At 68.1% G+C, this 23,110-nt stretch carries 18 protein-coding genes, 1 pseudogene and 1 riboswitch; of the genes and pseudogenes, 11 read left to right on the plus strand and 8 right to left on the minus strand.

Features of this window, described 5'->3' with window-relative positions:
- Positions 1-253: 253 nt before the first annotated feature.
- Positions 254-1,578, minus strand: a pseudogene (locus tag ACFXNW_RS11290) (bifunctional o-acetylhomoserine/o-acetylserine sulfhydrylase).
- A 226-nt stretch (positions 1,579-1,804) separates the two neighbouring features.
- On the opposite strand from ACFXNW_RS11290, the gene ACFXNW_RS11295 reads away from it, so the two are divergent.
- The 7 genes from ACFXNW_RS11295 (at position 1,805) to lexA (ending at position 7,786) form a co-directional block, all read left to right on the plus strand.
- Positions 1,805-2,404 carry a DUF4178 domain-containing protein gene (locus ACFXNW_RS11295; RefSeq protein WP_379417545.1) on the plus strand — a complete coding sequence of 200 codons (600 nt, stop codon included), beginning with the start codon at positions 1,805-1,807 and terminating at the stop codon, positions 2,402-2,404.
- Between the two features lie 73 nt (positions 2,405-2,477).
- Positions 2,478-2,924 (plus strand): DUF4247 domain-containing protein, encoded by a 447-nt coding sequence (locus ACFXNW_RS11300; protein ID WP_379417546.1) that lies wholly within the window; start codon positions 2,478-2,480, stop codon positions 2,922-2,924.
- Positions 2,925-2,969: 45 nt separating this feature from the next.
- Positions 2,970-3,395 (plus strand): DUF350 domain-containing protein, encoded by a 426-nt coding sequence (locus ACFXNW_RS11305; protein ID WP_379417547.1) that lies wholly within the window; start codon positions 2,970-2,972, stop codon positions 3,393-3,395.
- Positions 3,395-5,002: a polyamine aminopropyltransferase gene (locus ACFXNW_RS11310; protein ID WP_379417548.1), complete on the plus strand. Its 1,608-nt coding sequence runs from the start codon at positions 3,395-3,397 to the stop codon at positions 5,000-5,002. The genes ACFXNW_RS11305 and ACFXNW_RS11310 overlap by 1 nt, the downstream gene beginning before the upstream one ends.
- Before the next feature lie 64 nt (positions 5,003-5,066).
- Positions 5,067-6,005 (plus strand): alpha/beta hydrolase, encoded by a 939-nt coding sequence (locus ACFXNW_RS11315; protein WP_379417549.1) that lies wholly within the window; start codon positions 5,067-5,069, stop codon positions 6,003-6,005.
- A gap of 117 nt (positions 6,006-6,122) precedes the next feature.
- Complete coding sequence (locus ACFXNW_RS11320) at positions 6,123-7,013, plus strand: alpha/beta hydrolase family protein (RefSeq protein WP_379418098.1); 891 nt, start codon at positions 6,123-6,125, stop codon at positions 7,011-7,013.
- Positions 7,014-7,099: 86 nt separating this feature from the next.
- Positions 7,100-7,786: a transcriptional repressor LexA gene (gene lexA, locus ACFXNW_RS11325; RefSeq protein ID WP_379418099.1), complete on the plus strand. Its 687-nt coding sequence runs from the start codon at positions 7,100-7,102 to the stop codon at positions 7,784-7,786.
- A 5-nt stretch (positions 7,787-7,791) separates the two neighbouring features.
- Here the strand turns inward: lexA and ACFXNW_RS11330 are convergent, their stop codons facing one another.
- Positions 7,792-9,357, minus strand: coding sequence for a molybdopterin-dependent oxidoreductase (locus tag ACFXNW_RS11330; RefSeq protein WP_379417550.1), 1,566 nt, complete (start codon positions 9,355-9,357; stop codon positions 7,792-7,794).
- A 214-nt stretch (positions 9,358-9,571) separates the two neighbouring features.
- On the opposite strand from ACFXNW_RS11330, the gene ACFXNW_RS11335 reads away from it, so the two are divergent.
- Positions 9,572-15,628, plus strand: coding sequence for an amino acid adenylation domain-containing protein (locus ACFXNW_RS11335; protein ID WP_379417551.1), 6,057 nt, complete (start codon positions 9,572-9,574; stop codon positions 15,626-15,628).
- Between the two features lie 198 nt (positions 15,629-15,826).
- On the opposite strand, the gene ACFXNW_RS11340 is transcribed toward ACFXNW_RS11335, so the two are convergent.
- Positions 15,827-16,738 carry a bile acid:sodium symporter family protein gene (locus ACFXNW_RS11340; protein WP_379417552.1) on the minus strand — a complete coding sequence of 304 codons (912 nt, stop codon included), beginning with the start codon at positions 16,736-16,738 and terminating at the stop codon, positions 15,827-15,829.
- A gap of 393 nt (positions 16,739-17,131) precedes the next feature.
- Here ACFXNW_RS11340 and ACFXNW_RS11345 point away from each other — a divergent pair, with 393 nt between their 5' ends.
- Positions 17,132-18,406: an MFS transporter gene (locus ACFXNW_RS11345; RefSeq protein ID WP_379418100.1), complete on the plus strand. Its 1,275-nt coding sequence runs from the start codon at positions 17,132-17,134 to the stop codon at positions 18,404-18,406.
- A 10-nt stretch (positions 18,407-18,416) separates the two neighbouring features.
- On the opposite strand, the gene ACFXNW_RS11350 is transcribed toward ACFXNW_RS11345, so the two are convergent.
- Positions 18,417-18,731, minus strand: coding sequence for a DMT family transporter (locus ACFXNW_RS11350; protein ID WP_379417553.1), 315 nt, complete (start codon positions 18,729-18,731; stop codon positions 18,417-18,419).
- A gap of 17 nt (positions 18,732-18,748) precedes the next feature.
- Positions 18,749-18,816, minus strand: a riboswitch (guanidine-III (ykkC-III) riboswitch).
- Positions 18,817-18,956: 140 nt separating this feature from the next.
- Here ACFXNW_RS11350 and ACFXNW_RS11355 point away from each other — a divergent pair.
- Positions 18,957-19,421: a PaaI family thioesterase gene (locus ACFXNW_RS11355; RefSeq protein ID WP_379417554.1), complete on the plus strand. Its 465-nt coding sequence runs from the start codon at positions 18,957-18,959 to the stop codon at positions 19,419-19,421.
- Between the two features lie 6 nt (positions 19,422-19,427).
- Here ACFXNW_RS11355 and ACFXNW_RS11360 read toward each other — a convergent pair whose 3' ends face one another.
- The 4 genes from ACFXNW_RS11360 to ACFXNW_RS11375 all read right to left on the minus strand — a co-directional run bounded on the left by ACFXNW_RS11360 (position 19,428) and on the right by ACFXNW_RS11375 (position 22,283).
- Positions 19,428-20,387, minus strand: a complete 960-nt coding sequence (locus tag ACFXNW_RS11360; protein WP_379417555.1) for a hypothetical protein — start codon at positions 20,385-20,387, stop codon at positions 19,428-19,430.
- A 253-nt stretch (positions 20,388-20,640) separates the two neighbouring features.
- The gene (locus ACFXNW_RS11365; protein ID WP_379417556.1) at positions 20,641-21,042 is read right to left on the minus strand and encodes a PaaI family thioesterase; all 402 of its coding nucleotides are present in this window, start codon (positions 21,040-21,042) and stop codon (positions 20,641-20,643) included.
- A gap of 23 nt (positions 21,043-21,065) precedes the next feature.
- Positions 21,066-21,815 (minus strand): SDR family oxidoreductase, encoded by a 750-nt coding sequence (locus ACFXNW_RS11370; protein WP_379417557.1) that lies wholly within the window; start codon positions 21,813-21,815, stop codon positions 21,066-21,068.
- Positions 21,816-21,896: 81 nt separating this feature from the next.
- Positions 21,897-22,283, minus strand: coding sequence for a hypothetical protein (locus ACFXNW_RS11375; protein ID WP_379417558.1), 387 nt, complete (start codon positions 22,281-22,283; stop codon positions 21,897-21,899).
- A gap of 213 nt (positions 22,284-22,496) precedes the next feature.
- Here ACFXNW_RS11375 and ACFXNW_RS11380 point away from each other — a divergent pair, with 213 nt between their 5' ends.
- On the plus strand, positions 22,497-23,042 hold the full coding sequence (locus ACFXNW_RS11380; RefSeq protein WP_379417559.1) for a sigma-70 family RNA polymerase sigma factor: 546 nt from the start codon (positions 22,497-22,499) through the stop codon (positions 23,040-23,042).
- Positions 23,043-23,110: the final 68 nt, after the last annotated feature.

Here is a 23,110-nt window from a genome sequence, read left to right on the forward strand (position 1 = left end):
TGCCGCGCGAAATCACCCACTGCATGGCGGCGCATCCTGCGAAAACGCGGACAAGCAGCACGACCCGCCGACGCCCGGCAGTGCATCGGCGGGGTGATCGCTGGTCGCGGTGATTCGGCTGCCGCACAAGCGCACAACCGGGTGCGCAGATGCGTGCCGGTCCCCTCAACTACCGGCGCGTATTTCCGCATCCCGGATCCCGCATGACCTGACGGTGGGGTTCGCGTTGGACGGACGCGGACCCCCTTCGCGGTCAGTGCGCCGCCGTGAATCCTGCGTGGAGGTCGGTGAGGATGTCGTGGATGCCTTCGATGCCGACGGCGAGGCGGATGAGGCCGGGGGTGACGCCGGCGGCGAGCTGCTCGTCTGGTGTGAGTTGGGAGTGGGTGGTGGAGGCGGGGTGGATGACGAGGGAGCGGACGTCGCCGATGTTGGCGACGTGGGAGTGCAGGGTGAGGGCGTCGACGAATTTCTTGCCTGCGTCGATGCCGCCGCGTAGTTCGAAGGACACGATGGCGCCGACGCCTTTGGGGGCGAGTTGTGTGCCGCGTTGGTACCAGGGGGAGGTGGGTAGTCCGGCGTAGGCGACGGATTCGACGTCGGGGTGCCCGGTGAGGTATTCGGCGACGGTGAGGGCGTTGGTGACGTGGCGTTCGATGCGCAGGCTGAGGGTTTCGATGCCTTGGGCGATGAGGAAGGCGTTGAAGGGTGAGACTGCGGAGCCGAGGTCGCGTAGTAGTTGGACGCGGGCTTTCAGGGCGTAGGCGGGTGCGCCGAGGTCGGCGAAGACGGCGCCGTGGTAGCTGGGGTCGGGGGTGGTGAACCCGGGGAACCGTGACTGTCCGTTGGCGTCGGTGATGGTCCAGTCGAAGGTGCCGCCGTCGATGATGACGCCGGCCACGGCGGCACCGTGGCCGCCGAGGTATTTGGTGGCGGAGTGGACGACGATGTCGGCGCCGTGGGTCAGGGGCTGGATCAGGTAGGGGGTGGCGACGGTGTTGTCCACGATCAACGGCACACCCGCCGCATGCGCGACCTGTGCGATCCCCGGAATGTCGAAGATGTGGTTTTGCGGATTCGATACCGTCTCGCCGTAGAACGCCTTGGTATTCGGGCGCACCGCGGCCTTCCACTGCTCCAGATCATCCGGATCGTCCACGAACGACACCTCGATACCGAGCTTCGGCAGCGAGTAGTGGAAGAGGTTGTAGGTGCGCCGTACAACCGCGGGCTCGACACGATGTGATCACCGGCCCCGGCGATATTCAGGATCGCGAACGTCTCCGCAGCCTGCCCGGAGGCCACCAACAGCGCCGCAACGCCCCCCTCCAACGCCGCGATCCGCTGCTCCACCGAATCCTGGGTGGGGTTCATGATGCGGGTGTAGATGTTGCCGGGCTCCGCGAGCCCGAACAGTGCCGCCGCGTGGTCGGTATCGCGGAAGGCATAGGAGGTGGTCTGGTAGATCGGCAACGCGCGGGCGCCGGTGCTCTCGCAGGGCGCCTGACCGGCATGGATCTGCTTGGTCTCGAAACTCCACTCGGCAGTCGGGTCGGCCGGCGGGACGGATTCGGTCATCGGGGCGATGCTCCTCTGGTTGCGGTTGCCGATCAGGCGGAAAGCTGGTTATCCGGTGGTCACCGCGCATCACGCTAGGAATGCCTGGCCTTGTTGGCGAGGGTTGCGTTCACCCTGAGCCCAACAATGGCCAGGCGCCGCAGATCCACCCCAGGGCACGCAAGAGTGTTAAGGTCCCCGGGGAGTTCGGACCGGAGGGGTTGTCATCACCGCATTCTTGATCGTCGTGCTGATCGTTGTCATCGTCCTTGCGTGCGTCTCGTTCTACATGGTGTACAAGCTCACCAAGGAAAAGCGCGCACAGGCGCAGGCACAGCCGTCCGCGCCGGTGGATCCGTTCGCCGACAAGGACGCCGACGTCCTGCGCGGCGATCCGCGCGCGCTGAAGGCCGGTGACATCGTCGATATCTTCGGCCAGAGCTACACCGTTCGCGGCACCCTTCGCCTCAAAGAAGGCGGTTACCAGTGGGCCGAACACCTCCTCGATACCGGCAACGATGTGCAGCACTGGCTGTCGGTGGAGGAAGACCCCGACCTGGAGCTGGTGCTGTGGACCGAAACCGCGGGCCTGCCGGCACCTGGACCGGCCGAACTCGAGCACGAGGGCAAGCGATTCCGTCTGGAGGAGACCGGGAACGCGCGATTCGCCAGTGAAGCCACCACCGGCCTCGCAGCGAGCGGCATGCTGACTTATCACGACTATGTCGCCGACGACGGCACCAAACTGTCGTTCGAGGAGTTCGGCGACGCCGGACGCAAAGAGGGCACTCTCGGTCAGGTGCTCAACCGCAGCGCGGTCATGATCTACCCGCAGCAGCCGTCGTGAGCGAGCGCAGCGAGCGAACCATCAACACAGCGTCCACGGGAACGACGCAGCCGAGCGCCGGCGAGGCGGAGTCGTGAGCCGTGCTGCTTGGCTGGTCACCGGCATCATCTCGGTGATCGTGGCTTTCGCGCTTGCGGTCGCCATCATCGTCCGCGTCGGTGACAGCGACGACCCACGCGACTACATCGCCGACCACTACTCCCGCGCCGCCTCACTCGACGAGCCGAACAACGGCCTGGCCTACACCGCCGCCGCGGCGGCGCCGGTGGTCGCGAACGAGATCGCCGGTGCGGTACGGCCGCTGGACAAGCGCAGCACCGAGGACAAGATCTTCCTGCAGTACCGCGACGACATCGTCGCGGTCACCCCGTATCAGGGCGGAGCCAAGATCCTGGTCGACGACTACCGCACCGGACACCGCAGGCACGGCCACTACATCAGTACCTACGGCTGGGCCAGCAGCGGCGGCGGCGGATCCGGTGGCGGTTTCCGCGGCGGCGGCAGCGGCGACGGCAAGTAGCCCGCGCATCACGACCGAGTCTTCAACTCGCCTCAGGAGGAAAACATGCTGGAAGATCTCCCCGCGGACGCAGGCGCCGCGCTCGCGTACTGCGGGGTCGGGATCGCGCTGATGGCGCTCGGTTTCGTCATGGTCGATATCCTGACGCCCGGCAACCTGCGCAGGCAGATCTGGATCGAACGCAACCGCAACGCGGCCCTGCTGGTGTCGGCGAATCTGCTCGGCGTCGGGATGATCGTGGCCACTGCCATCTGGACCTCGCAGGGCGCGATCGGCACGGCACTGGCCTCCAGCGCGCTGTACGGCGTGATCGGGCTTGCCGCGATGGCCCTGGCGTTCCTGCTGCTGGATCTGGTCACCCCGGGTGAGTTCCGCGGCGTGGTCGCCGAGAAGGAGCTGCATCCCGGCGTGTGGGTCAGCGCGGCGCTGCACATCGCCGTCGCCGCCGTGGTGGCGGCCGGCCTGACGTAGTGCCCACAGCGGCGCAGACCGAGGACCCGACCGATACCGGCATCGCCGATACCGGTGGCGAGCTCGGCTCCGGCGACGGGCCGCGGCGCCGGTTCGCCCGGATCGCGCTGCTCGTCACCGTATTCATCTGCGCGGCGTGCGGACTGGTGTATGAGCTGTCGCTGGTCACCCTCGGTAGTTATCTGATCGGCGACACCGCCGCGCAGGCCTCGATCACCCTCAGTGTGATGGTGTGCGCGATGGGTTTGGGTGCGCTGGCGGCGAAACCGCTGCGTCATCTGGCGGCCGCCGCGTTCGTCGCGGTCGAGCTGGCGCTGGCCACCGTCGGTGGACTGTCGGTGCTCGCGCTGTATGCCGCCTACGCCTGGCTCGACCTCTACACCGCGGCGCTGGTGTTGATCTCGATCGTCATCGGCGCACTGATCGGCGCGGAAATCCCGTTGCTGATGGAGTTGCTGCAGCGGATCCGCAGGCAGGCCGCGGGCAGCGCGGTGGCCGATCTGTTCGCCGCCGACTATGTCGGCGCGCTGCTGGGTGGTCTGGCGTTTCCGTTCCTGCTGCTGCCGATGTTCGGCCAGATCCGCGGCAGCCTCATCGTCGGCGTGGTCAACGCGCTGGCCGGGCTGGCCTTGATCTTCGTGTGGTTCCGTGACGATCTGCGGCGGACCACCCGGTGGCTACTGGGTTCGCTCACGGTGCTGGTGGCGGCGGTGCTGGTGGGCAGCTACCTCTATGCCGACCGTTTCGAGGCGACGGCGCAGCAGGCGTTGTTCGCGCATCCGATCGTGTGGCGCGAGCAGACCCCGTATCAGCAGATCGTGCTCACGGAATCGCTGTCACCGTTCGGCACCACCGACACCCGGTTGTTCCTCAACGGCGATCTGCAATTCTCCTCGGTCGACGAATACCGCTATCACGAGGCGCTGGTCCATCCGGCGCTGGCCGGTGCGCGCGGCAATGTGCTGGTGCTCGGTGGCGGCGACGGTCTGGCGGTGCGCGAGATCCTGAAGTATCCCGACGTGGCCGCGGTGACGCTGGTGGAACTGGATCCGGAGATGATCCGGCTGGCCCGCACCGACCCGCGGATCACCGCGTTGAACCAGCATTCCTTCGACGATCCCAGGGTGCGGGTGATCACCGCCGACGCCTTCTCCTGGCTGCGCGAGGCGCCGGGGCAGTTCGACGCCGTGCTCATCGACCTGCCCGACCCGGACCAGACCTCCATCGCCAAGCTGTACTCCACCGAGTTCTACTCATTGGCCGCGGGTGCGATGGCCCCGGGCGCCACCATGGTGGTGCAGGCGGGCTCGCCGTTCTTCGCGCCGCGCTCGTTCTGGTGCATCGACGCCACCGTGCGCGCAGCCGGACTGCGCACCCTGCCCTATCACGTCGACGTGCCGAGCTTCGGCGACTGGGGTTTCGTGCTGGCCACCCGCGATACCGAACCGCACCTGGAACTCGACCCGCCCGCCCCGCTGCGCTCGATCGACCGCTCGAGCCTGGCCGCGGCCACGGTGTTCGCCCCCGATCGTCGCGATACCGGCGAAAAGGCGTCCACACTGATGCATCCGCGGATCCTGGACCTCGAGCGCGGGGAATGGCAGTGAGCCCGATTCCCACTCACGGCGTGTAGTTCTCGATCAACCGACGTCGGCACGGTACAACGGAAGAGTGAAGGCATCGAAGCTCTTGGCTGTCCTCGGCTGTGCTGTCGCCGCTTCTGTTGTGCTCGTTTCGCCTGCGACGGCGGCCCCATCCGGTAGCCACGTGGTGGCCGAATCCCCGATCGGACATCGTATTTCACAAATCGAGGTGTACTCACCGTCGATGGATCGGGTGGTGACCAACCGGGTGATCCGCGCGGCAGGAGCGGGTGCGCCGACGCTGTATCTATTGACCGGCGCAGGTGGTGGCCTGGACGGCATCTCCTGGTGGGACGATACCGACGTCGCCCAGTTCTTCGCTGGTAAGAACGTCAACGTGGTGATGCCGGTAGGCGGGGCCTTCAGCCTCTACACCGACTGGATGGCCGACGATCCGGCCATGGGCCGGATCAAATGGCAGACCTACCTGACGCGCGAGCTTCCCGGCATCATGGACGCTCGGCTGAGCGCCAGCGGCCGCAACGCCATCGCCGGGGTGTCGATGAGCGCCGCCTCCGCGATCGACCTCGCTATTCAGGGCGGACCCCTCTACAGCGCGGTCGCCGCCTACAGCGGCTGCCCGTGGGCGACCGATCCGGTCGGTGTATCACTCGCGTCGGCACAGGTCATGCGCGGCGGCGGGAATCCGGGCAATGTGTGGGGCATGCCGGGCGGCGAGGGATGGCGCGCGCACGACGCGTTCATCAACGCGCACCGGCTGGCGGGTAAGTCGATCTATTTATCGGCGGCCTCCGGCATTCCGGGCGTGATCGATCAGGGCGGGCCACCGATGCCGCCGGTCGAGGCCATCGCCAGCGCCTGCACCGGCGCCTTCGCAGGCAGGCTCGCCTCCCTCGGCATCCCCGCAACTCACATCAACCGCGCCGTCGGCTCGCACACCTGGGGCCAGTTCGAAGCCGACCTGCACGATTCCTGGCCGCAACTGGCTCGCGCGATCGGGGCTTGAGGACCGGCCTCGCGACGAGCGGTCGGTTCGGCCACCTACCCGTGCGCACCCCCGCGCACACGCAGTACTACCTGGTAGCAAAGACGGTCCTGGTTCGGTGCGAGGTGGGAGGTCGTGGTGCGCAGAGCTTCACTGCTGGTCGGTGCGTTGATATCGGCGCTGGTGAGTGGATGCGGTGACGGTGGGACGGCGGCCTCGGTGACGAGTGCGGCCGAAGCGGTTCGGCCGGAGCCGATTCGGATCAGCTATGGCGAGACCGACGACAACTTCGGTGACCTCTATCTGCCCGCCGGGAACGCCGTACGCCTCCCGGTCGTCGTGCTGGTGCACGGCGGGGGCTGGGAGCAGGTGCACGACCTGAGTTACGTAGCGGTACTGGCCGAGGATCTGGCCGAGCACGGGGTGGCGGTCTGGAATGTGGAGTATCGGCGGGTCGGCGGGGTGGGTGGCTGGCCGACGACGCTGGCCGATGTGGATGATGCGACCGAATCGCTGGCGACGGTGGTGCAGGAACGTGTGGGTGGGCGGCTCGACCTGCGGCGGGTGCATGTGGCAGGCCATTCGGCGGGCGGGCATCTCGCGGCCTGGCTGGCCGGGCGGCACACCATCGACGGCACCGAAGCACCCGGCGCGGACCCGCACGTGCGACTGTCGAGCGCGACGATCATGGCCGGCGTGCTGGATCTGCGGCTGGCCGCGATCAACGGTCACGACCGGTTCGTGCGCGATCTGCTCGGCGGGCTGCCGGATCAGCAGCCCGACCGCTACCAGATCGCCTCACCCATCGAGCATCTGCCGGTCGGGCTGCCCGTCACGGTGGTGCACGGCGACCACGACGGCACCGTCTCACCCGATCAGAGCCGCAACTACGCCGCGGCCGCGCAGTCGGCGGGCGATCCGGTCACGCTGCGTCTGATTCCAGGTGTCGGCCATGCCGACTTCGGCGATGTGCACTCACCGGCGTGGGTCGCCGCCAAAACCGCCATCCTGGACCGGATCCGCACTTGATCATCAGGTGCGTGATCGGTCTCGGCGCCTGCGGCCACCTCGACCAGCCGGGCCGTCTGCACCCGAGCCGACATGTTCAGGACCCATTGCTCGGCGGCCGGAGCAGCGGGCACCGCTACCATTCCCGCGTGAGCGGATACGAGCACCTCGACACCTCGACGCTGCCGCCACGGCAGCGCGACATCCTTGCCACCATCCAGCGCTGGGTCGTCGAACACGGCTATCCGCCCAGCACCCGCCAGCTCGGGGACGCGGTGGGATTGCGGTCGGCCTCCTCGGTGTCGCGGCATCTGAAGGCCCTGGAGGAGAAGGGCTTTCTCCGTCGCGGCGATGCGGTGGCGCGGCCGATCGATGTGCGGCTGTTCCTGCGTGACACCGAGCAGCGGGTATCGGCAGAAGACACCGTTGCCGTGCCGGTTGTCGGTGATATCGCGGCGGGCGCGCCGATCCTCGCCGAGGAACACACCGACGACATGCTCACCCTGTCGCGTGAACTCGTCGGGCGCGGAACGGTGTTCGGCTTGCGGGTGCGCGGTGACTCGATGATCGACGCCGCCATCTGTGACGGCGACATCGTTGTCGTGCGCCAACAGCAGGAGGCGCACTCCGGTGACATCGTCGCGGCGATGATCGACGACGAGGCCACCGTGAAGGTGTACCGGCGCCGCAACGGACACGTCTACCTGGAACCGCGCAATCCCGCCTACGACGTCATCGACGGCGACCGCGCGGTCGTGCTCGGCAAGGTGGTGTCGGTGATGCGGCGCGTCTGAACCGCTCAGCGCACGGTGATCGTGCGACTGTGCCAGCCTGTCGCGCCATCCGGGAAAGGCGGTGTGCGCTGGTCGGTCTGGCGGTAGCCGGTGCGGTCGGTCGCGCGCACGCGCAGGGTATGGTCGCCCGGTGCGGCCTGCCACGGCCAGAACCATTGCCGCCAGGTGTCGGTCGAGTATTCGGTGGCGAGAGTGGCGGGCTGCCAGGGCTGGTCGTCGACCTGCACTTCGACCAGATCGATACCGGCATGCTGGGCCCAGGCCACACCCGCCACCACGATCTGTCCGGCGGGGAGGGTGGCGCGGTGGCGCGGCACATCAATGCGTGACGCGGTCTTCACCGGCGCACGCTCGGCCCAACCGCGACGCGTCCAATAGGCCTGCGCCGCATCGAATCGGGTGACTTCGAGTTCGACCACCCATTTCGTCGCCGAGACGTAGCCGTACAACCCGGGCACGACCAGCCGTGCCGGATAGCCGTGCGCCACCGGCAGCGGTGCCCCGTTCATCCCGACCGCGAGCAGCGCGTCGCGGCCGTCGGTGAGCGCCCCCAGGGGTGTGCTTGCGGTGAAGCCGTCGGTGCTGCGGGAAAGCACCATATCCGCACCGGACGCCGGGCCTGCTTCGGCGAGTAGTTCGGCCAGCGGGTATCCGGTCCACAGCGCATTACCCGCGAGATCGCCGCCGACCTCATTGGACACGCAGGTCAGGGTGATCATCCTGGCGATTGCCGACCGGCGCCGCAGATCGGTGAAGGTGTACTCGATCGGTCTCGCAACCATGCCGTGGATGCGCAGCCGCCAATCGTCGCTGGTGAGGGCGGGCAGGCGCAATGCGGTGTCGACGCGGTAGAAGGTGGTGTTGGAGGTGACGAAGTCGGTGATGCCGCCGATCGGCAGCTGGGTGCCCTCGGGCACCGCGGGAGCGGGCGTGGCGGGGGAGGGCACCGTGAATCCCGCCCGGTCCGCGGCGACGTCACGCAGACGGTCGCCGATCCAGTGACCGAGTGCGGCCGAGCCTGCCGCGACGGCGCCCGCGGTCGCGGCCAGTCGTAGGAACCGCCTGCGTGAGAGCTCGGTGTCGTCCTGCACACCGGGCGCTCGATTCAGCAGTAGGCGTAGCGCGCAGATCCCCGCAACCACGCCGATGAGGGTGGGTAGCGCCCAGCCGATCGTGGCGTCCGGTCGACGCACCGCCGCCCACATGACCGCCAGTCCGGCGACCGCGAGTAGCACGCTGCCGTACCGGTGGCGTCGGTCCAGCAGCCCGGCGACGGCCGCGGCGACCGTCATCACCACCGTCATCGCGAGGAACAGCACCACCTTGTCGCCACTGCCGAACTCCCGGATCGCCCATTCCTGCACAGCGTGGGGTGTGGTGTCCACGACGGTCGCGCCGATCACATAGACCGGCGATGCGTCCGGGGCGAAGAAGGCGGCAACCAGATGTCCGACGCCGAGAACGATCGCGCCCGCCAGGATCCCCGCCACCGCCGCGGCGACCGGGCTCGGTGTCCGAACCGCCGAACTCGGCTCGGGTTCGAGTGCGGCCGAATGGATTCGATTGTTCATGGCGCCCTCGGTACGGCTCGGGGTGGGCGATGGATCTGGTCCCTCGGACAGTACTCCCGTGCCGAACCGCATGGCAGTGGCAGCGGAAGCCGCGCCGATACCCGCCAGCAGCGAATTTGTAGCAAACATTTCTGGTCGTTACTCGCGGGTGGCTTTAAGGCAAAGGTTAGGCTAACCTCTTGGCTTTGGTCCGCTAGATGCAAGGTAGAGCACGATGAGATCGTCCGGCGAAGTCGGTGAGTCCCTGCCGTTGACGTCGGCGCAGCGCGAAGTGTGGTTTGCCCAGCAGCTGCTGGGTGATGTGCCGCTGACCACCACCCAGTACATCGACGTCGTCGGCCCGCTGGACCGGATCGCCTATCAGGACGCGGCGCGGATCGCGGCCAGGGAGATGGGTGCCTATCTGCGGTTCGAGGTCGAGTTCGACGGCCAGGTGCGCCAGTGGATCGACTACGACCAGGACGACGAGATCGGCTACCTCGACCTGCGCTCCGAACGCGATCCGGAGTCGGCCGCCCGCGACTGGATGCGCGCGGACCAATGCACCCCGTTCGACCTGCGCAACGACCCGCCGCTGCGGTCGACGATCCTGCATATCGGGCCCGACCGCCACTTCCTCTACAGCCGCGCGCACCACATCGCCCTCGACGGCTACGGCGCCATGCGGCTGCAACAGCGCCACGCCGAGCTGTACGCGGCGATGGTGCGTGGCCAGGAACTGCCCGCAGGGACCAAGCAGTCACCGGCCACACTCGTCGATGCCGATATCGCCTATCGGCAATCGACGCGCTACGAGACCGACCGCAGCTACTGGGCGGACAAGGTCGACGGCCTGCCCGAGCCGGTGACACTCGCGACCCGCCCAGGCGCCCCGGCCGCCCAGGCCATCGTCATCGGTGACGTGCTCGAGCCCCAGCTGCACGCGGCGCTCGAACGAGCTGCCGACGGCGCGGGCACCGCGGGTGTGCTGGTCGCCGCGCTGGCCGGCTACCTCGCCCGGATGACCGGGCTGCCCGAGGTGACGTTGAGTCTCCCGGTCACCGCCCGTACCACCGCTGTGCTGCGGCGCGGCGGCGGCATGGTGACCAATGTGGTGCCGCTACGGGTGGCCACCGGACCCGCGGCCACCTCCGAAGAGCTCGTCGCCGCGGCTCGGCGCGAGCTGAGCGGGGCGCTGCGCCATCAGCGTTTCCGCGGCGAGGATGTGGCCCGGATCGCCGATCGGGGACCGGACGAGCGTGGTTTCGGCCCGGCGGTCAACATCATGAACTTCCGTGCGGGCGTCGATCTCGGCGCAGCCACCGGCACCCTGCATCTACTGTCCACCGGCCCGGTGGCCGATCTCGCGCTCAATATCTACCCGGCCGCCGATACAGGTCTGCGGATCGAATTCGAGGGCAACCCGAACCGGTACACCCGCGACGAGCTGATCGCCCACCACGGGCGCTTCGTGCGGTTCCTCGCCGACATCGTGACCATGCCCGCCGACACCGTCGTGCACTCGCTCGAGGTACTGCGGCCGGCCGAACGTGAGCAGCTCGTGCCCTGGCAGGGGACCGATGCGGTGCCCACCGTGCCGTTGGCCGAGCTGATCGCTGCCGCCGTGGCGCGCAACCCGCAAGGGACGGCGGTCGTGCATGGGGACCGGCGCTGGACGTACGCGGAGTTCGACGCCTGGACCGATCGGCTTGCGCGCGCGCTGATCGCGGCGGGCGCCGGACCGGAGACCCTGGTCGCCATGGTGCTCGAGCGCTCCGCCGAATCAGTGGCCGCGGTGTGGGCGATCAGCAAGGCGGGGGCCGCGTTCGTGCCGATCGATCCCGGCTATCCGCCCGAGCGCATCGCGCACATCCTCGGCGACAGCGGCGCGGATCTCGGTGTCAGCACCGCACCGTTCCGTGCCGAGCTTCCCGATTCCGCGACCTGGCTACTGCTCGACGATCCCGCCACCATCGCTGGTCATGCCGCCGGACCGATCACCGACGCCGACCGCCGCGCGCGGCTCGACCCGGCGCACCCGGCCTACCTCATCTACACCTCCGGCTCGACCGGCCTGCCCAAGGGCGTCCTGGTCACCCATGGCGGCCTGGCGAATCTGGCCGCCGAACGCCGGGACCGCTACGACCTGCATCCGCAGGCGCGCACCCTGCACCACGCCTCGCCCGGCTTCGATATGGCGGTCGGCGAGCAGCTGTGCGCGTTGGCCGGTGCGGCCACGCTCATCGTCGCGCCACGCTATGTGGTGGCCGGTGCGGATCTGGCCGAGCTCATGCGCCGGGAAGCGGTGACCAACGCGATCATCACGCCGGCCGTGCTTGCCACCCTGGATCCGGCGGCGCTGCCGTCGCTGCGGGTGCTCGGTGTCGGCGGGGAGGCCATCCGATCGGATCTGGTCGACGCCTGGGCGCCCGGACGGCTGATGCGCAACGGCTACGGCCCCACCGAGGCCACCGATATCGCCACCATCGGCGAACTGGTCGCGGGCAATCCGGTCACCATCGGTGCCCCGCTGCGCGGCTTCCGCGCGGTGGTGCTCGACGCGCTGCTGCGCCCGGTGCCGCCGGGGACGCCCGGGGAGCTGTACATCGGCGGTCCTGCGCTGGCGCGGGGCTACCACGGCAAACACGGGCTGACCGCGACCCGTTTCGTCGCCGACCCGTACCGGCCCGGTGATCGGCTGTACCGGACCGGCGACCTGGTGACCATCACCGACGGGCCAGAATCGGCGCTGATCTACCACGGCCGCACCGACTTTCAGATCAAGGTGCGCGGACATCGGATCGAACCGGGGGAGATCGAGACCGTCCTGACCACGCGTCCGGAGATCGCCCGTGCGGCGGTCACCGTGCACACCGATCCACGCACCGGCGCGCATCTGGTGGCGTACCTGGTCCCCACGCCTGGCGCGCACATCGATATCGAGGCGATGCGCGCCGAACTCGCCGACGCGCTGCCCGCCTACCTCCGACCAGCCGCCTACGTGGTGCTCGATGCGCTGCCGCTGACACCGAACGGCAAGCTCGACACCCGCAAGCTACCGGCACCGGTCTTCGGCCGCACCGGATTCCGTGCGCCTGCCACTCCCGCCGAACGCCAGGTGGCCGCGGTGTTCGCCGCGGTGCTCGGCGTCGAATCGGTCGGTGCCGGCGATGATTTCTTCGCCCTCGGCGGAACATCGCTGACGGCGACTCAGGTCGCCGCGCGGCTCGGCACCGGAGTGCGCACCGTCTTCGATACACCGACCGTCGCGAGCCTGGCCATTCGCATCGACACCCGCCCCGGCGAATCACTCGCCCCGACCGCTGGTCCGCGCCCGGAACGCATTCCGCCCGCACCAGCCCAGCTGCGCCTCTGGCTGCTCAACCAGCTGATGCCGGAATCGGCGGCCTACCATCTGCCGGTCGCGCTCACGCTGACCGGTCCGCTGGATTCCGTGGTGCTCGAGGCCGCAGTCACTGCGGTGCTCGACCGGCACGAGGTGCTGCGCACCGTCTACCCGGAGACGCCGACCGGGCCGTACCAGCGGATTCTGACCACTGCCAGGGCTGCCGAGCTGATCGATCTCGCGCCGATCGACATCGACCGCGTGCACCTCGACCAGCAACTGTCCGAGATCACGAGCGCGCCCTTCGACGTCACCCGCGACCTCCCGGTGCGGGTGCGGTTGCTGCGGCTCGGCGCCACCGAGCACGTACTGGTGCTCGTCGCCCATCACATCGCCGCCGACGGCTGGTCGTTCGGCCCGCTGATCGCGGACCTGACCACCGCCTATGCCGCGCATGCCGCCGCCGTCCGGCCCGCGTGGACTCCGCTGCCGGTGCAGTACGCCGATTACACGCTGTGGCAGCAGAATCGGCTCGGCAGCATCTCCGACCAGGGCTCGGTGGCCGCGCGCCAGCTTGCGCACTGGACCCGCACCCTCGCGGGGACCCCCGGGCAGCTGGCATTGCCCGCCGATCGTGCCGGCGCGAGCGAAGGCCCCGGCGCCACCGTCGATGTCGAGATCGACCAGCAGACTGCCGCCGCGCTGACCGAGCTGGCGTCCCGCAACGATGCCACCGTCTTCATGGCCGCCTACGCCGCCTACATCACGCTGCTGCACGAACTGTGCGGCAGCAGCGATATCTCCGTCGGCACCCCGGTGGCCGGTCGTGGCCATCCCGCGCTCGATCACCTGGTCGGCATGTTCGTCAACACCCTGCCGGTGCGCGTGCGGGTCGAGCCGGGCGAACCGTTCGCCGCGCTGCTCGCTCGCGTGCGGAACGCGACGCTGGACGCCTTCGACAACGCCGACGTCCCGTTCCACCAGATCGTCGAGGCAGTGAATCCGCCACGCGTCGAGGGCCGTTCACCGCTGTTCCAGACGGTGTTCTCCTTCGAGAATCTGCCCGCGCTGCCGTCGCTGGAACTGGATGGGCTCCGTGTCGCGGCACTGGACCTTCCACGCGAGAGCACCCATTTCGAGCTCGCGCTAACACTGCGGCAGCGTCCTGGAGGCGATGGTCTCGCAGCCGAATTCCGTTATGCGACCGAGCGATATAACCGAGAGACGGTTGTCGACATCGCGCGGCGCTTCCAGGAGGTCGTGGCGCGGATCGTCGGTGATCCGGTGAGTCCCGTCGGCGATCGGAAGTACAAGGGGCCTGTTGGCGAACGGCCTATGCCTGTGGCCGTACCTGCCGGTCTCCAAGCCGCAGCGGCACATGAGGTCGAGGGCGGCTCTGCTCCTGCACGCGGGTTCGCGACAGCGGAGCGTGGTACTGCTGCCGGCATCGGCTCTGCACGCGATCTTTCAGTGGAAACACCCGCCGCGCGCACCCGCGGCGTCGATGGTCTCCCCACCACCGAACGCGAAATCGCCGTAGCCGCAGTCTTCGCCGACGTGCTCGGTGCCGACACGATCGGCCTCGACGACACCTTCTTCGATCTCGGAGGCACCTCGCTGCTGGTGTTCACGCTGCGCACCCGGCTGGCCGAGGATCTCGGCATCGATGTCGATCCGCGCACCGTCTTCGAGCAGCCGACGGTACGCGCGATCGCGGCACTCGAACCGGCCGCCGAACGAGATGATCGCTGGGTCGCAGGCCTGATCTCCGATGCACGACTCGACCCCGCGATCGAGATCGCCGACCTGGCGCCACCGGTGGACACCGGCGACGTCCTGCTCACCGGCGCCACCGGCTTCCTCGGCGTGCATCTGCTGCGCGAGCTGCTCGACCGCACCGATTCCCGCATCTGGTGCCTGGTGCGCAGCCGTGACCGCGCGGACGGCCTGCGCCGCATCACCGCCGCGCTCGCGCGCTACCAACTGCCCAACCACGACCTGGCCGACCGGGTGGTGGCGGTGCCCGGCGATCTGGAGCAGCCGCGACTCGGCTTGAGTGAGGCCGACTTCGCCGATCTGGCCGCTCGGATCAGCGTCATCCATCACAACGGTGCGCGGGTCAATCACTTGGAGTCCTATGCCGATCTGCGCGCGGCCAATGTCGGCGGCACCACCGAGGTGCTGCGGCTGGCGACGACCGTCCGGATCAAACCGGTACATTTCGTCTCCACCCTCAATGCCGTGCTCGGCACCGAGACCAGCGGAGTAGTGCTGGAGGACAGTGATATTCCGGCCGCCGAGGTCACCAGGCACGGCTACGTGGCCGCCAAATGGGTGGCCGAGCAGCTGGTGCTCGAGGCGGGTGAACGCGGTGTTCCCGTCGCGGTATACCGACCCGGGCTCATCTGCGGTTCCGTCGATACCGGTGTGATGAGCGCCGACGACTCGATGTGGACCATGGTGCGCGCCGCCGCGCTGCTCGGCGTCACGCCGGAGCTCGGCGTTACCGCTGTCTCGCTCGCCCCGGTCGACTACGTGGCCCGCGCGCTGGTCGCCATCGCCAACACCGGCCTGCCCGACGCCGGCCGCTATCACCTGGTCAACACCACCCCGACCCGGGTCGCGGACATCCTGGCCGGGCTGGTGCGGATGGGTTATCGCCTCGACACCGTCGACCTGGACGAGGCGAAGCAGCGCCTGACCGAACAGGCCGTCGACCACGATGACCTGATGCGCGCGACCCTGCTGATCGGCAACTACGCCGACCTGGGCGATCCAGGTGTCGCGGACGTGATCCTCGACGACAGCAACGCCGGCCGCGCGCTCGGTCCTGCGGGGATTGTCTGCCCACCGATCACCCCCGAGGTCATCGACCGCTACCTGACAGCATTCCGCGTCGATGGTGTGCTGCCGGAGCCCCGGGACGCCGAACGCGCCACGATGTAGGAACCTATGCGCGTGTGGCTGCGCACCTTCCACCGATCGAGCCCGGCCATACCCGGGTCAGGTCGGTCTCGGTTTTCGTCTCAGGTCGTGCCACCCAGCTTCGCGCTGCCGGTGCCTCGGACGACCGGTGGTGTGCCAGCGCGCCCTTGGTGAGCCCTGCGGCGCGGGCTGGCGGAGGCGTGCATGCGTCCGCACCGCTCAGACGGTTCGATCGGCCGAGACCGATTCGGCCTCGGAGTCCGCCGCCGACGATTCCTCCGCCCGCGTCCGCGCGAACACCACGGTCGCCACGCCCGCCGGAATATTCATCAGGAATCCGTACACGGCGGCTGGGACGGCCATCGTGTCGTTGTTCAGCACCGTGGCGGCGACCGCAATCGCCAACGCCGCATTGTGGACACCGATTTCCATGCTCGAGGCAATGGCGTCCCCGTGGCGCACACCGAACAGCCGCGGCACGCCGTAACCGATGCCCAGCCCGATCGTGCACAGCAGCAGCGCGATCGCGCCGAGCTCGCCGACATGGTCGGTGAAGGCGTCGAATTCGGAGAACAGCGCGGCGCAGACCACCAGGACCAGCACCACGCCGGAACCGATCTTCACCGTGCGTTGCATTCGTAGCGCCCAGTCGGTCCACCGGCCACGCACCCACATGCCGAGCGCGACGGGTATCAGCACAATGGCGAATACCTGCAAGAATTTGGCCGGTTGCAGTCCGAGGCCCGCGCCGTCGTCGAGAAAGACCGAATACGACAGGCCGACGATGACCGGAAGCGTGAACACCGCGAGGACCGAATTGATCGCGGTGAGCGTCACATTCAACGCCACATTGCCGCCCGCGATATGACTGAACAGATTTGCCGACGAACCACCGGGTGAGGCGGCCAACAGCATCATGCCAACGGCGAGTGCGCCATCGAGCCCGAAGGCCTTCACCAGGCCGAAGCAGATGATCGGCATCACCACCAGCTGGCAGGTCAATGCGACCAGCGCCGCCTTCGGATACTTCAGCACCCTGGCGAAATCTTCGACGGTCAGCGTCAATCCGAGGCCGAACATGACGATGCCGAGTGCGACCGGTAGCGCGACCGCGAAAACAGTTGAGCCCATGCGCATCCTTCCGACCGCCGACCGTTTCGGCCGCCCGCCGATCGTGTCATATCGCGATGACCGATGCCGAACGGCGGCCACCGCCGCCACGGGTGAAAGCCGGTGACCCACCCCAAGTCACGTGAGTGTGACTGGTATCACTTTCGGTGCCGGATGCGCAGGTCGGCGCGGCGGTTCGCGCAGTGGCGTCGGGTAGCGGAATGTTTACTACCGAGCAGAAGCGGGTAACGAAGTTCTTCGTGTCGAGCCCTCGGCCACAGCTGTGGCAGACGGGCTGAACGAATCAGTGCCGATCGAGCCAGCAGGGGTGGTTCGGCGGCCGGAGAGGACGTGCTCGTGACGGACCCAACACCGGAAGCCGGGCGAATCAAGAGATCGGTCGCCGCGTCGGCGATGGGCAATGCCACCGAGTGGTTCGACTACGGCGTCTACGCCGCGACGGCCACCTACCTCACCGACGCCTTCTTCCCTGGCGAGCTCGGGACGCTGGGCACCATGCTCGGCTTCGCCGTCTCCTTCGTGCTGCGCCCACTCGGCGGCATGGTGTGGGGGCCGCTCGGCGACCGCGTCGGGCGCAAGGCCGTCCTCGCGACGACCATTCTGCTGATGGCCGCCGCGACCGGCCTGATCGGTGTGTTGCCAACGCATGGCCAGGTCGGTGTGCTCGCACCGATCCTGCTGATCCTGCTGCGCGTGATCCAGGGCTTCTCCACCGGCGGCGAATACGGGGGCGCCGCGACCTACCTGGCCGAATGCGCCAACGACAAAAAGCGCGGCTTCCTCGGCAGCTTCCTGGAGTTCGGCACTCTCGGTGGATTCGTCGGCGGGTCGGCGGTCGTGCTGGCCTGCCAGCTCGTTATCGGTTCCGACGCCATGCACGACTGGGGCTGGCGCATCCCGTTCCTGCTGGCCGTGCCGCTGGGCCTGATCGGCTGGTACCTGCGTGCCCGGCTCGACGAATCCCCGGTCTTCACCGAGGTCTCGGAGAACCCGCACCCACCGACCGGCCTGCGCGAGCTGGTCAGCTCCTACCGGCGTGAACTGCTCACTCTCGCCGGGCTGGTCGTCGCGTTGAACGTGGTCAACTACACGCTGCTCACCTATCAGCCGACCTACTTGCAGAAGACGATCGGCCTGGACGAGTCGACCACCACCACGATGATGCTGATCGGCCAGCTGGTGATGATGGTGTGTATCCCGTTCTTCGGCGGGCTCTCCGACCGGGTCGGGCGGCGACCGCTGTGGCTGGTGTCGCTGGTCGGGCTCGCCGTGCTCGCGGTCCCGATGTACTGGCTGATGGGTGTGGGTACCGCATGGGCCGTGGTCGGGTTCGTGGTGCTCGGCCTGTTCTACATTCCGCAGCTGGCCACCATCAGCGCGACGTTCCCCGCCATCTTCCCGACCCATGTGCGCTACGCCGGGTTCGCTCTCGGCTACAACGTGTCGACAGCGGTGTTCGGTGGTACCGCGCCGCTGGTCAACGAGGCGGTCATCGAATCGACCGGCTGGTCGTTGTTCCCGGCCTTCTACATGATTGGCGCCGCGCTGGTCGGCCTGGTCGCCTGGGCGTTCCTGCGGGAGACGGCTGGCACCTCGATCCGTGGGACCGAGGTGCCCGACGCCAGCACCGACGAGATTCCGGTGACCCCGAAGGCTGCGGTGGCTTGATCAGCTGCGGTCAGTGGGCCATCTTCAGGCCCACTACGCCGCCGACGATCAACACCAGCAGGGCGATCTTCAACACCGACACGCTCTCCGAGCCGGTGGCCATCGCGTACATGACCGTGAGGGCGGCGCCGATACCGACCCACACCGCGTACGAGGTGCCCACCGGCAGAGTGCGCATCGCGTAGGCGAGCCCTGCCATCGACAGCACCAGCGCGACGCCGAACACCACTGACGGTGCGAGCCGGGTGAAACCTTCGGATTTGCCGAGTGCGGTGGCCCAGACGGCTTCCAGAATGCCGGATGCAACCAATATTGCCCATGCCATGGCGGTCATTCCTTTCGGGAATACCGTCTTGTCGCTGTCCGGGTACGGTTTCGATCGTCCGGTCGGCCGCGGGAATGGGCGACCTCGATGTAGATGATAGCTGTCTTTCCCGGACGGCTCTGCCGTGCCAGTATTGGCGGTGTGCCAATATCGGGCTCGTCCCGACGGCACACGCACTGTCCGGCTGTATCCGGATGTTCGAGCCTGTCGAAAGGACTGTTGCTTATGAGCGAGGTCGAAACGCCACCCTTCACCGAGATCGTGAACGGGGCGATGGAATACACCATCCCCATCGCGCACACGATGGGAGTGCAGGCGGTCGAGGTGCGGCGCGGGTATGCGGCCACCTCGGTGCCCGCAGAAGGCAACGGCAACCACTTCGGGGTGATGTACGCGGGGGTGCTGTTCACCGTCGCCGAGATTCTCGGCGGTGCGATAGCGATCGCCACCTTCGACAATTCGGAGTTCTATCCGCTGGTCAAGGATCTGCATATCTACTTCCGCAAACCGGCCAAGACCGATGTGCGGGCCGAGGCGACCCTCTCCGAGGAGGAGATCGCCAGGATCATCGAGGAAGCAGCGGCGGCGGGCAAGTCCGACTTCACGCTGAAGGCGGTCGTGACCGACACCAACGGCGTGGTGGTCGCGGAGACCGAAGGGCTCTATCAGCTACGCGCGCACGGCAAATAAAGCGCGTCAGTTCCCCTGGTTCAACCGGATGCGCAGGACGTCGCCGCCCTCGGTGCCTGCGAACACCGTGGCATCCGGGCCGGGGGATACCGCGAGCGCCGTGATCGGCTGGGTGGTGGCCACCGTGCAGGTGCTGCCCGTGGCGGCGTCGATGCGGGCCAGCCTGCCGGTCGCGGTGCTCACGTAGAGCATGCCGTCCGGCCCGACGGTCAGATCGTCGGGCAGCGCGGGGGGATTCGACTGGGGGGACAGATCGGTCACCACGCTCGGATGCGCCGGATCGGCGATCGGGACGCGCAGGATCCGCGCGGTCGGGCTCGACAGCAGCGTCACATACAGCGCGTCGCCCTGCACCACGATGCCGTTGAGGCCGAAGTCCTGCGGCGCGGCGGCGGTCCACTCACGGTCGATGCTGCCGTCGCGGCGCACCCGGATGATGCCGCCGCCGGTGTCGGTGATGTAGAGGAAGCCGTCGTCGTCGAAGGCGGCGCCGTTGGCCATACCGATATTGTCGACGAAGACCTCGGGCACCGGGTTCGGCGCGGACGGGTCGAAGCGAACCACACCACCGGTCTTCATGATCGTGCTCGTGGTGATGTTGCCGAAGTTGACGTACAGGAGCCCATCCGGGCCCGGGCGCACGGCGCCGGGGAAGGTGACCGGGACGGTGGCGGTGAGGTTGCCCGCCCTGTCATAACGCTCCACCACATTGCGGAAGACGCGCGAGACCCAGAGGTTTCCGTCGGCATCGAAACCGACGTTCTCCGACCAATCCAGCAGCGGCACCCGCGCGGCCGTTGCGGTGGATACCGCGGCCGGCGGGCAGGATGCGGGGTCGGCGAGTGCGGGAGCCGGTGCCAGGAAACCCGCGGCGACCGCGACCAATGCGGCGGCGGGCGCGCCGAGGAAGCGGCGGCCGGTGAAGCGGCGGCGCGGACTGTGGTGTCCCGGATGCGCGTTCGGCAAGACAATCCCGTCTCTGCTGGTGTTCGGTGGGCCGAGCGGGATCGTAGGATGCCGGACGATGCCCCCGCAACCCGTCGGGGTGAGCGAGTGGGAAGGCGTGGAGTTCGCGGAAAGATTGCCGCCGTGCGGATTTGCGCACCGGCCGGACCTGCTCCCCCCATGCGGAACAGGCCCGCCGGCACCGATGACGATGCCGTCGCGATCTTGACGCCGACTTAAAGCGGGCTTAAGGGGTTGATCGGCGCGGGCCGGCTCACAGCACGGCTTGGGTCTGGGTCACCTTTGCGACGAGTTTGTCGGCGTCGTCGTGGATTTCGGTTTCCACCACGATGAACCGACGGCCGGGATGCAGCGCCGTGCTCGAGGCGACCGCGTGACCGGACCGGATCGCGCGCAGGAAGTTCGACTTGGATTCGACCGTGGTCGTTCCGGTGGCGCCCTCGGGCAGATTGAGGAACGCACACACCGCCGCCGTCGCGTCCGCCAGCGACATCAGCACGCCGCCGTGCATGGCCCCGCCGAGGGTGCACAGCGATTCGTCCCAGGCGAGTCTGCTGCGGACCAGCCCGGGACCGTGCTCGAGCACTTCGACGCCGAGCCGTTCGGTGAACGGCATGGTCTGGTGGAACAGCTTGGTGCCCTCGGTATCGATCATGATCCGAGTCTGCCCGAAACCGGTCAGCCGAACTTGGCGATCACCGCACGCGGCAGCCGGGGCAGTACGACATCGAAGAGCCGCCACGGCCATCCGGGAACACATGCGCGCACCCGCTCGGCCTCGATCGCCTCGACCATCGCGCCGACGCCCTGCTCCAGCGGGGCGACCAATCGGGTATCGCCGGACTTGGCCACCATCTCGGTGGCGATGAAGCCGGGCAGCAGGGTCGTCACCGCGATCGGCGATTTCCGCAGCTCGACGGCCAGCCCGTCACCGAGCGCGGCCAGTCCGGCCTTGCTCGCCGAATACGCGGCCTTCGTGCCGGGGAACCCCCGCACCGCGCTCATCGAGGAGACCAGGACCAGATGGCCGGAGTTCTGCTCCCGGAAGATCGTCATCGCCGCCTCGGTCTGCGCCAGCGCGCTGACGAAGTTCGTGGTGGCGGTGGCGAGGTTGGCGTCCGCGCGACCGGTGCCGATCCTGGCGCCCTTGCCGATGCCCGCGTTCACGATCACCCGATCGAGGCCGCCGAGTTCGTCACACAGCTCGCCGAAGACGCGGGGAACCGCGGCGTGATCGTCGACGTCGAGCGCGCGTACCGCCACCGTGATGCCGGGGTGGGCGGCGGTCAGCTCGTCGCGCAACGCTTCGAGCGCATCGAGGCGCCGCGCGCACAACGCGAGATCGCGGCCTTTCGCGGCGAATTCCCGCGCCATGCCCGCGCCGAGCCCCGCGCTCGCGCCGGTGATCAGAATCTTGGTCCTCGTCATGGTCCGACCCTAACGCTGTTGAACGCTGCTCGATAGCGCGCGATCAGGGCAGCTGCCCGCGATGAAGGCAGGCCGCCGCGCTCAGCCGCGGGTCGGCAGTGCGCCGGCGGATCCGCTGTTGGGTGGCGTGGGTAGCTGGCGCCACGGTCCGCAGTTCACCGTCCGGAACGCCACATCGTGCGCTTCGATCAGGACCCGGACCGGGGTCTCGCGGGTGTAATTGTTGGCCCGGACGTAGCGCATATCGGTGTTATCGCCCTCGACCTTCCATAGCCGCCGCCAATCGCAGCCGTGCGCCTGATCGGGCGTTCCCGGTGCCTCCCACAGACCGGGGGCGATATCGACACCGACGATATAGACGCCGTCGCGCGGCATCACCGGTGCTGGTGCGGCGGCAGCGGTACCACCGCCGAGCAATGTGGTGACCGAGGCAATGGCCCCGGCGATAACCAGCGTGCCTGCACGCATGACGATGTCTCCTCGAATCCCACTTATTCACCGCATGGAGCGGCCGGTCTGAGAGATCCCCGAATCTCCTTGCGCAGATCTACCAGAATGGTGCATCCCATTCGGTCGAATCCGGAATTTCTGTCGATTCGCACAAATCAGTGTCGTGAGAGTGATGTCACCGAGACGCCCGGCTGCGATAACTCTTACATGACAGGTTGTCGCTCGGCTCGAATGGTTTCCGGATCCGCGTGCGGGGCGGGCTGTGCCCGATTGTGCACCGATGACGGCCTCGCCTCCGTGCTGGCCGAGGATCGCGCACTCCTGCACTGGCGGGCGATGCACGCGCTGGGCGATCAGGGACTGGCCGAGCAGGCCGTGCAGGAGACGCTGCTACGGGCCTGGCGCTCCTGCGCCCGCTTCGACGAACGCAAGGGCAGTATCCGGACCTGGCTGCTGGCCATCGAGCGCAACGTCATGATCGATATGGCACGGGCGCGTGCGAGCAGGCCCGGTGATACCGGCTGGGAAGAGGTCTCCGAACTCAGCGATGTCCGCTACTCCCATCCCGACTTCGCCGACGGCCTCGTCGACGGTTTGCTGGTCGACGATCTGCTGGCCCGGCTGCCCGATTCGCAGCGGGCGGCGGTCGTGGAAGTCATCCTGCGTGACCGGGCCTATCAAGAGGTCGCGGCCGATTTCGGCATCCCGGTCGGCACGGTCAAGACCCGGGTCCACTATGCGCTGCGCGCCCTTCGGCAACTGCCGCGAGTGGCCTGACCTGCGCTGACGCCTCTTCCTTCGCGGCCGACGGTAAACAGTCGTGTCTCAGATCACACTTCGATAAC

Origin of the sequence: Nocardia sp. NPDC059180 (genome assembly GCF_042754945.1) — a bacterium.
In the GTDB taxonomy this organism is placed as follows: domain Bacteria; phylum Actinomycetota; class Actinomycetes; order Mycobacteriales; family Mycobacteriaceae; genus Nocardia.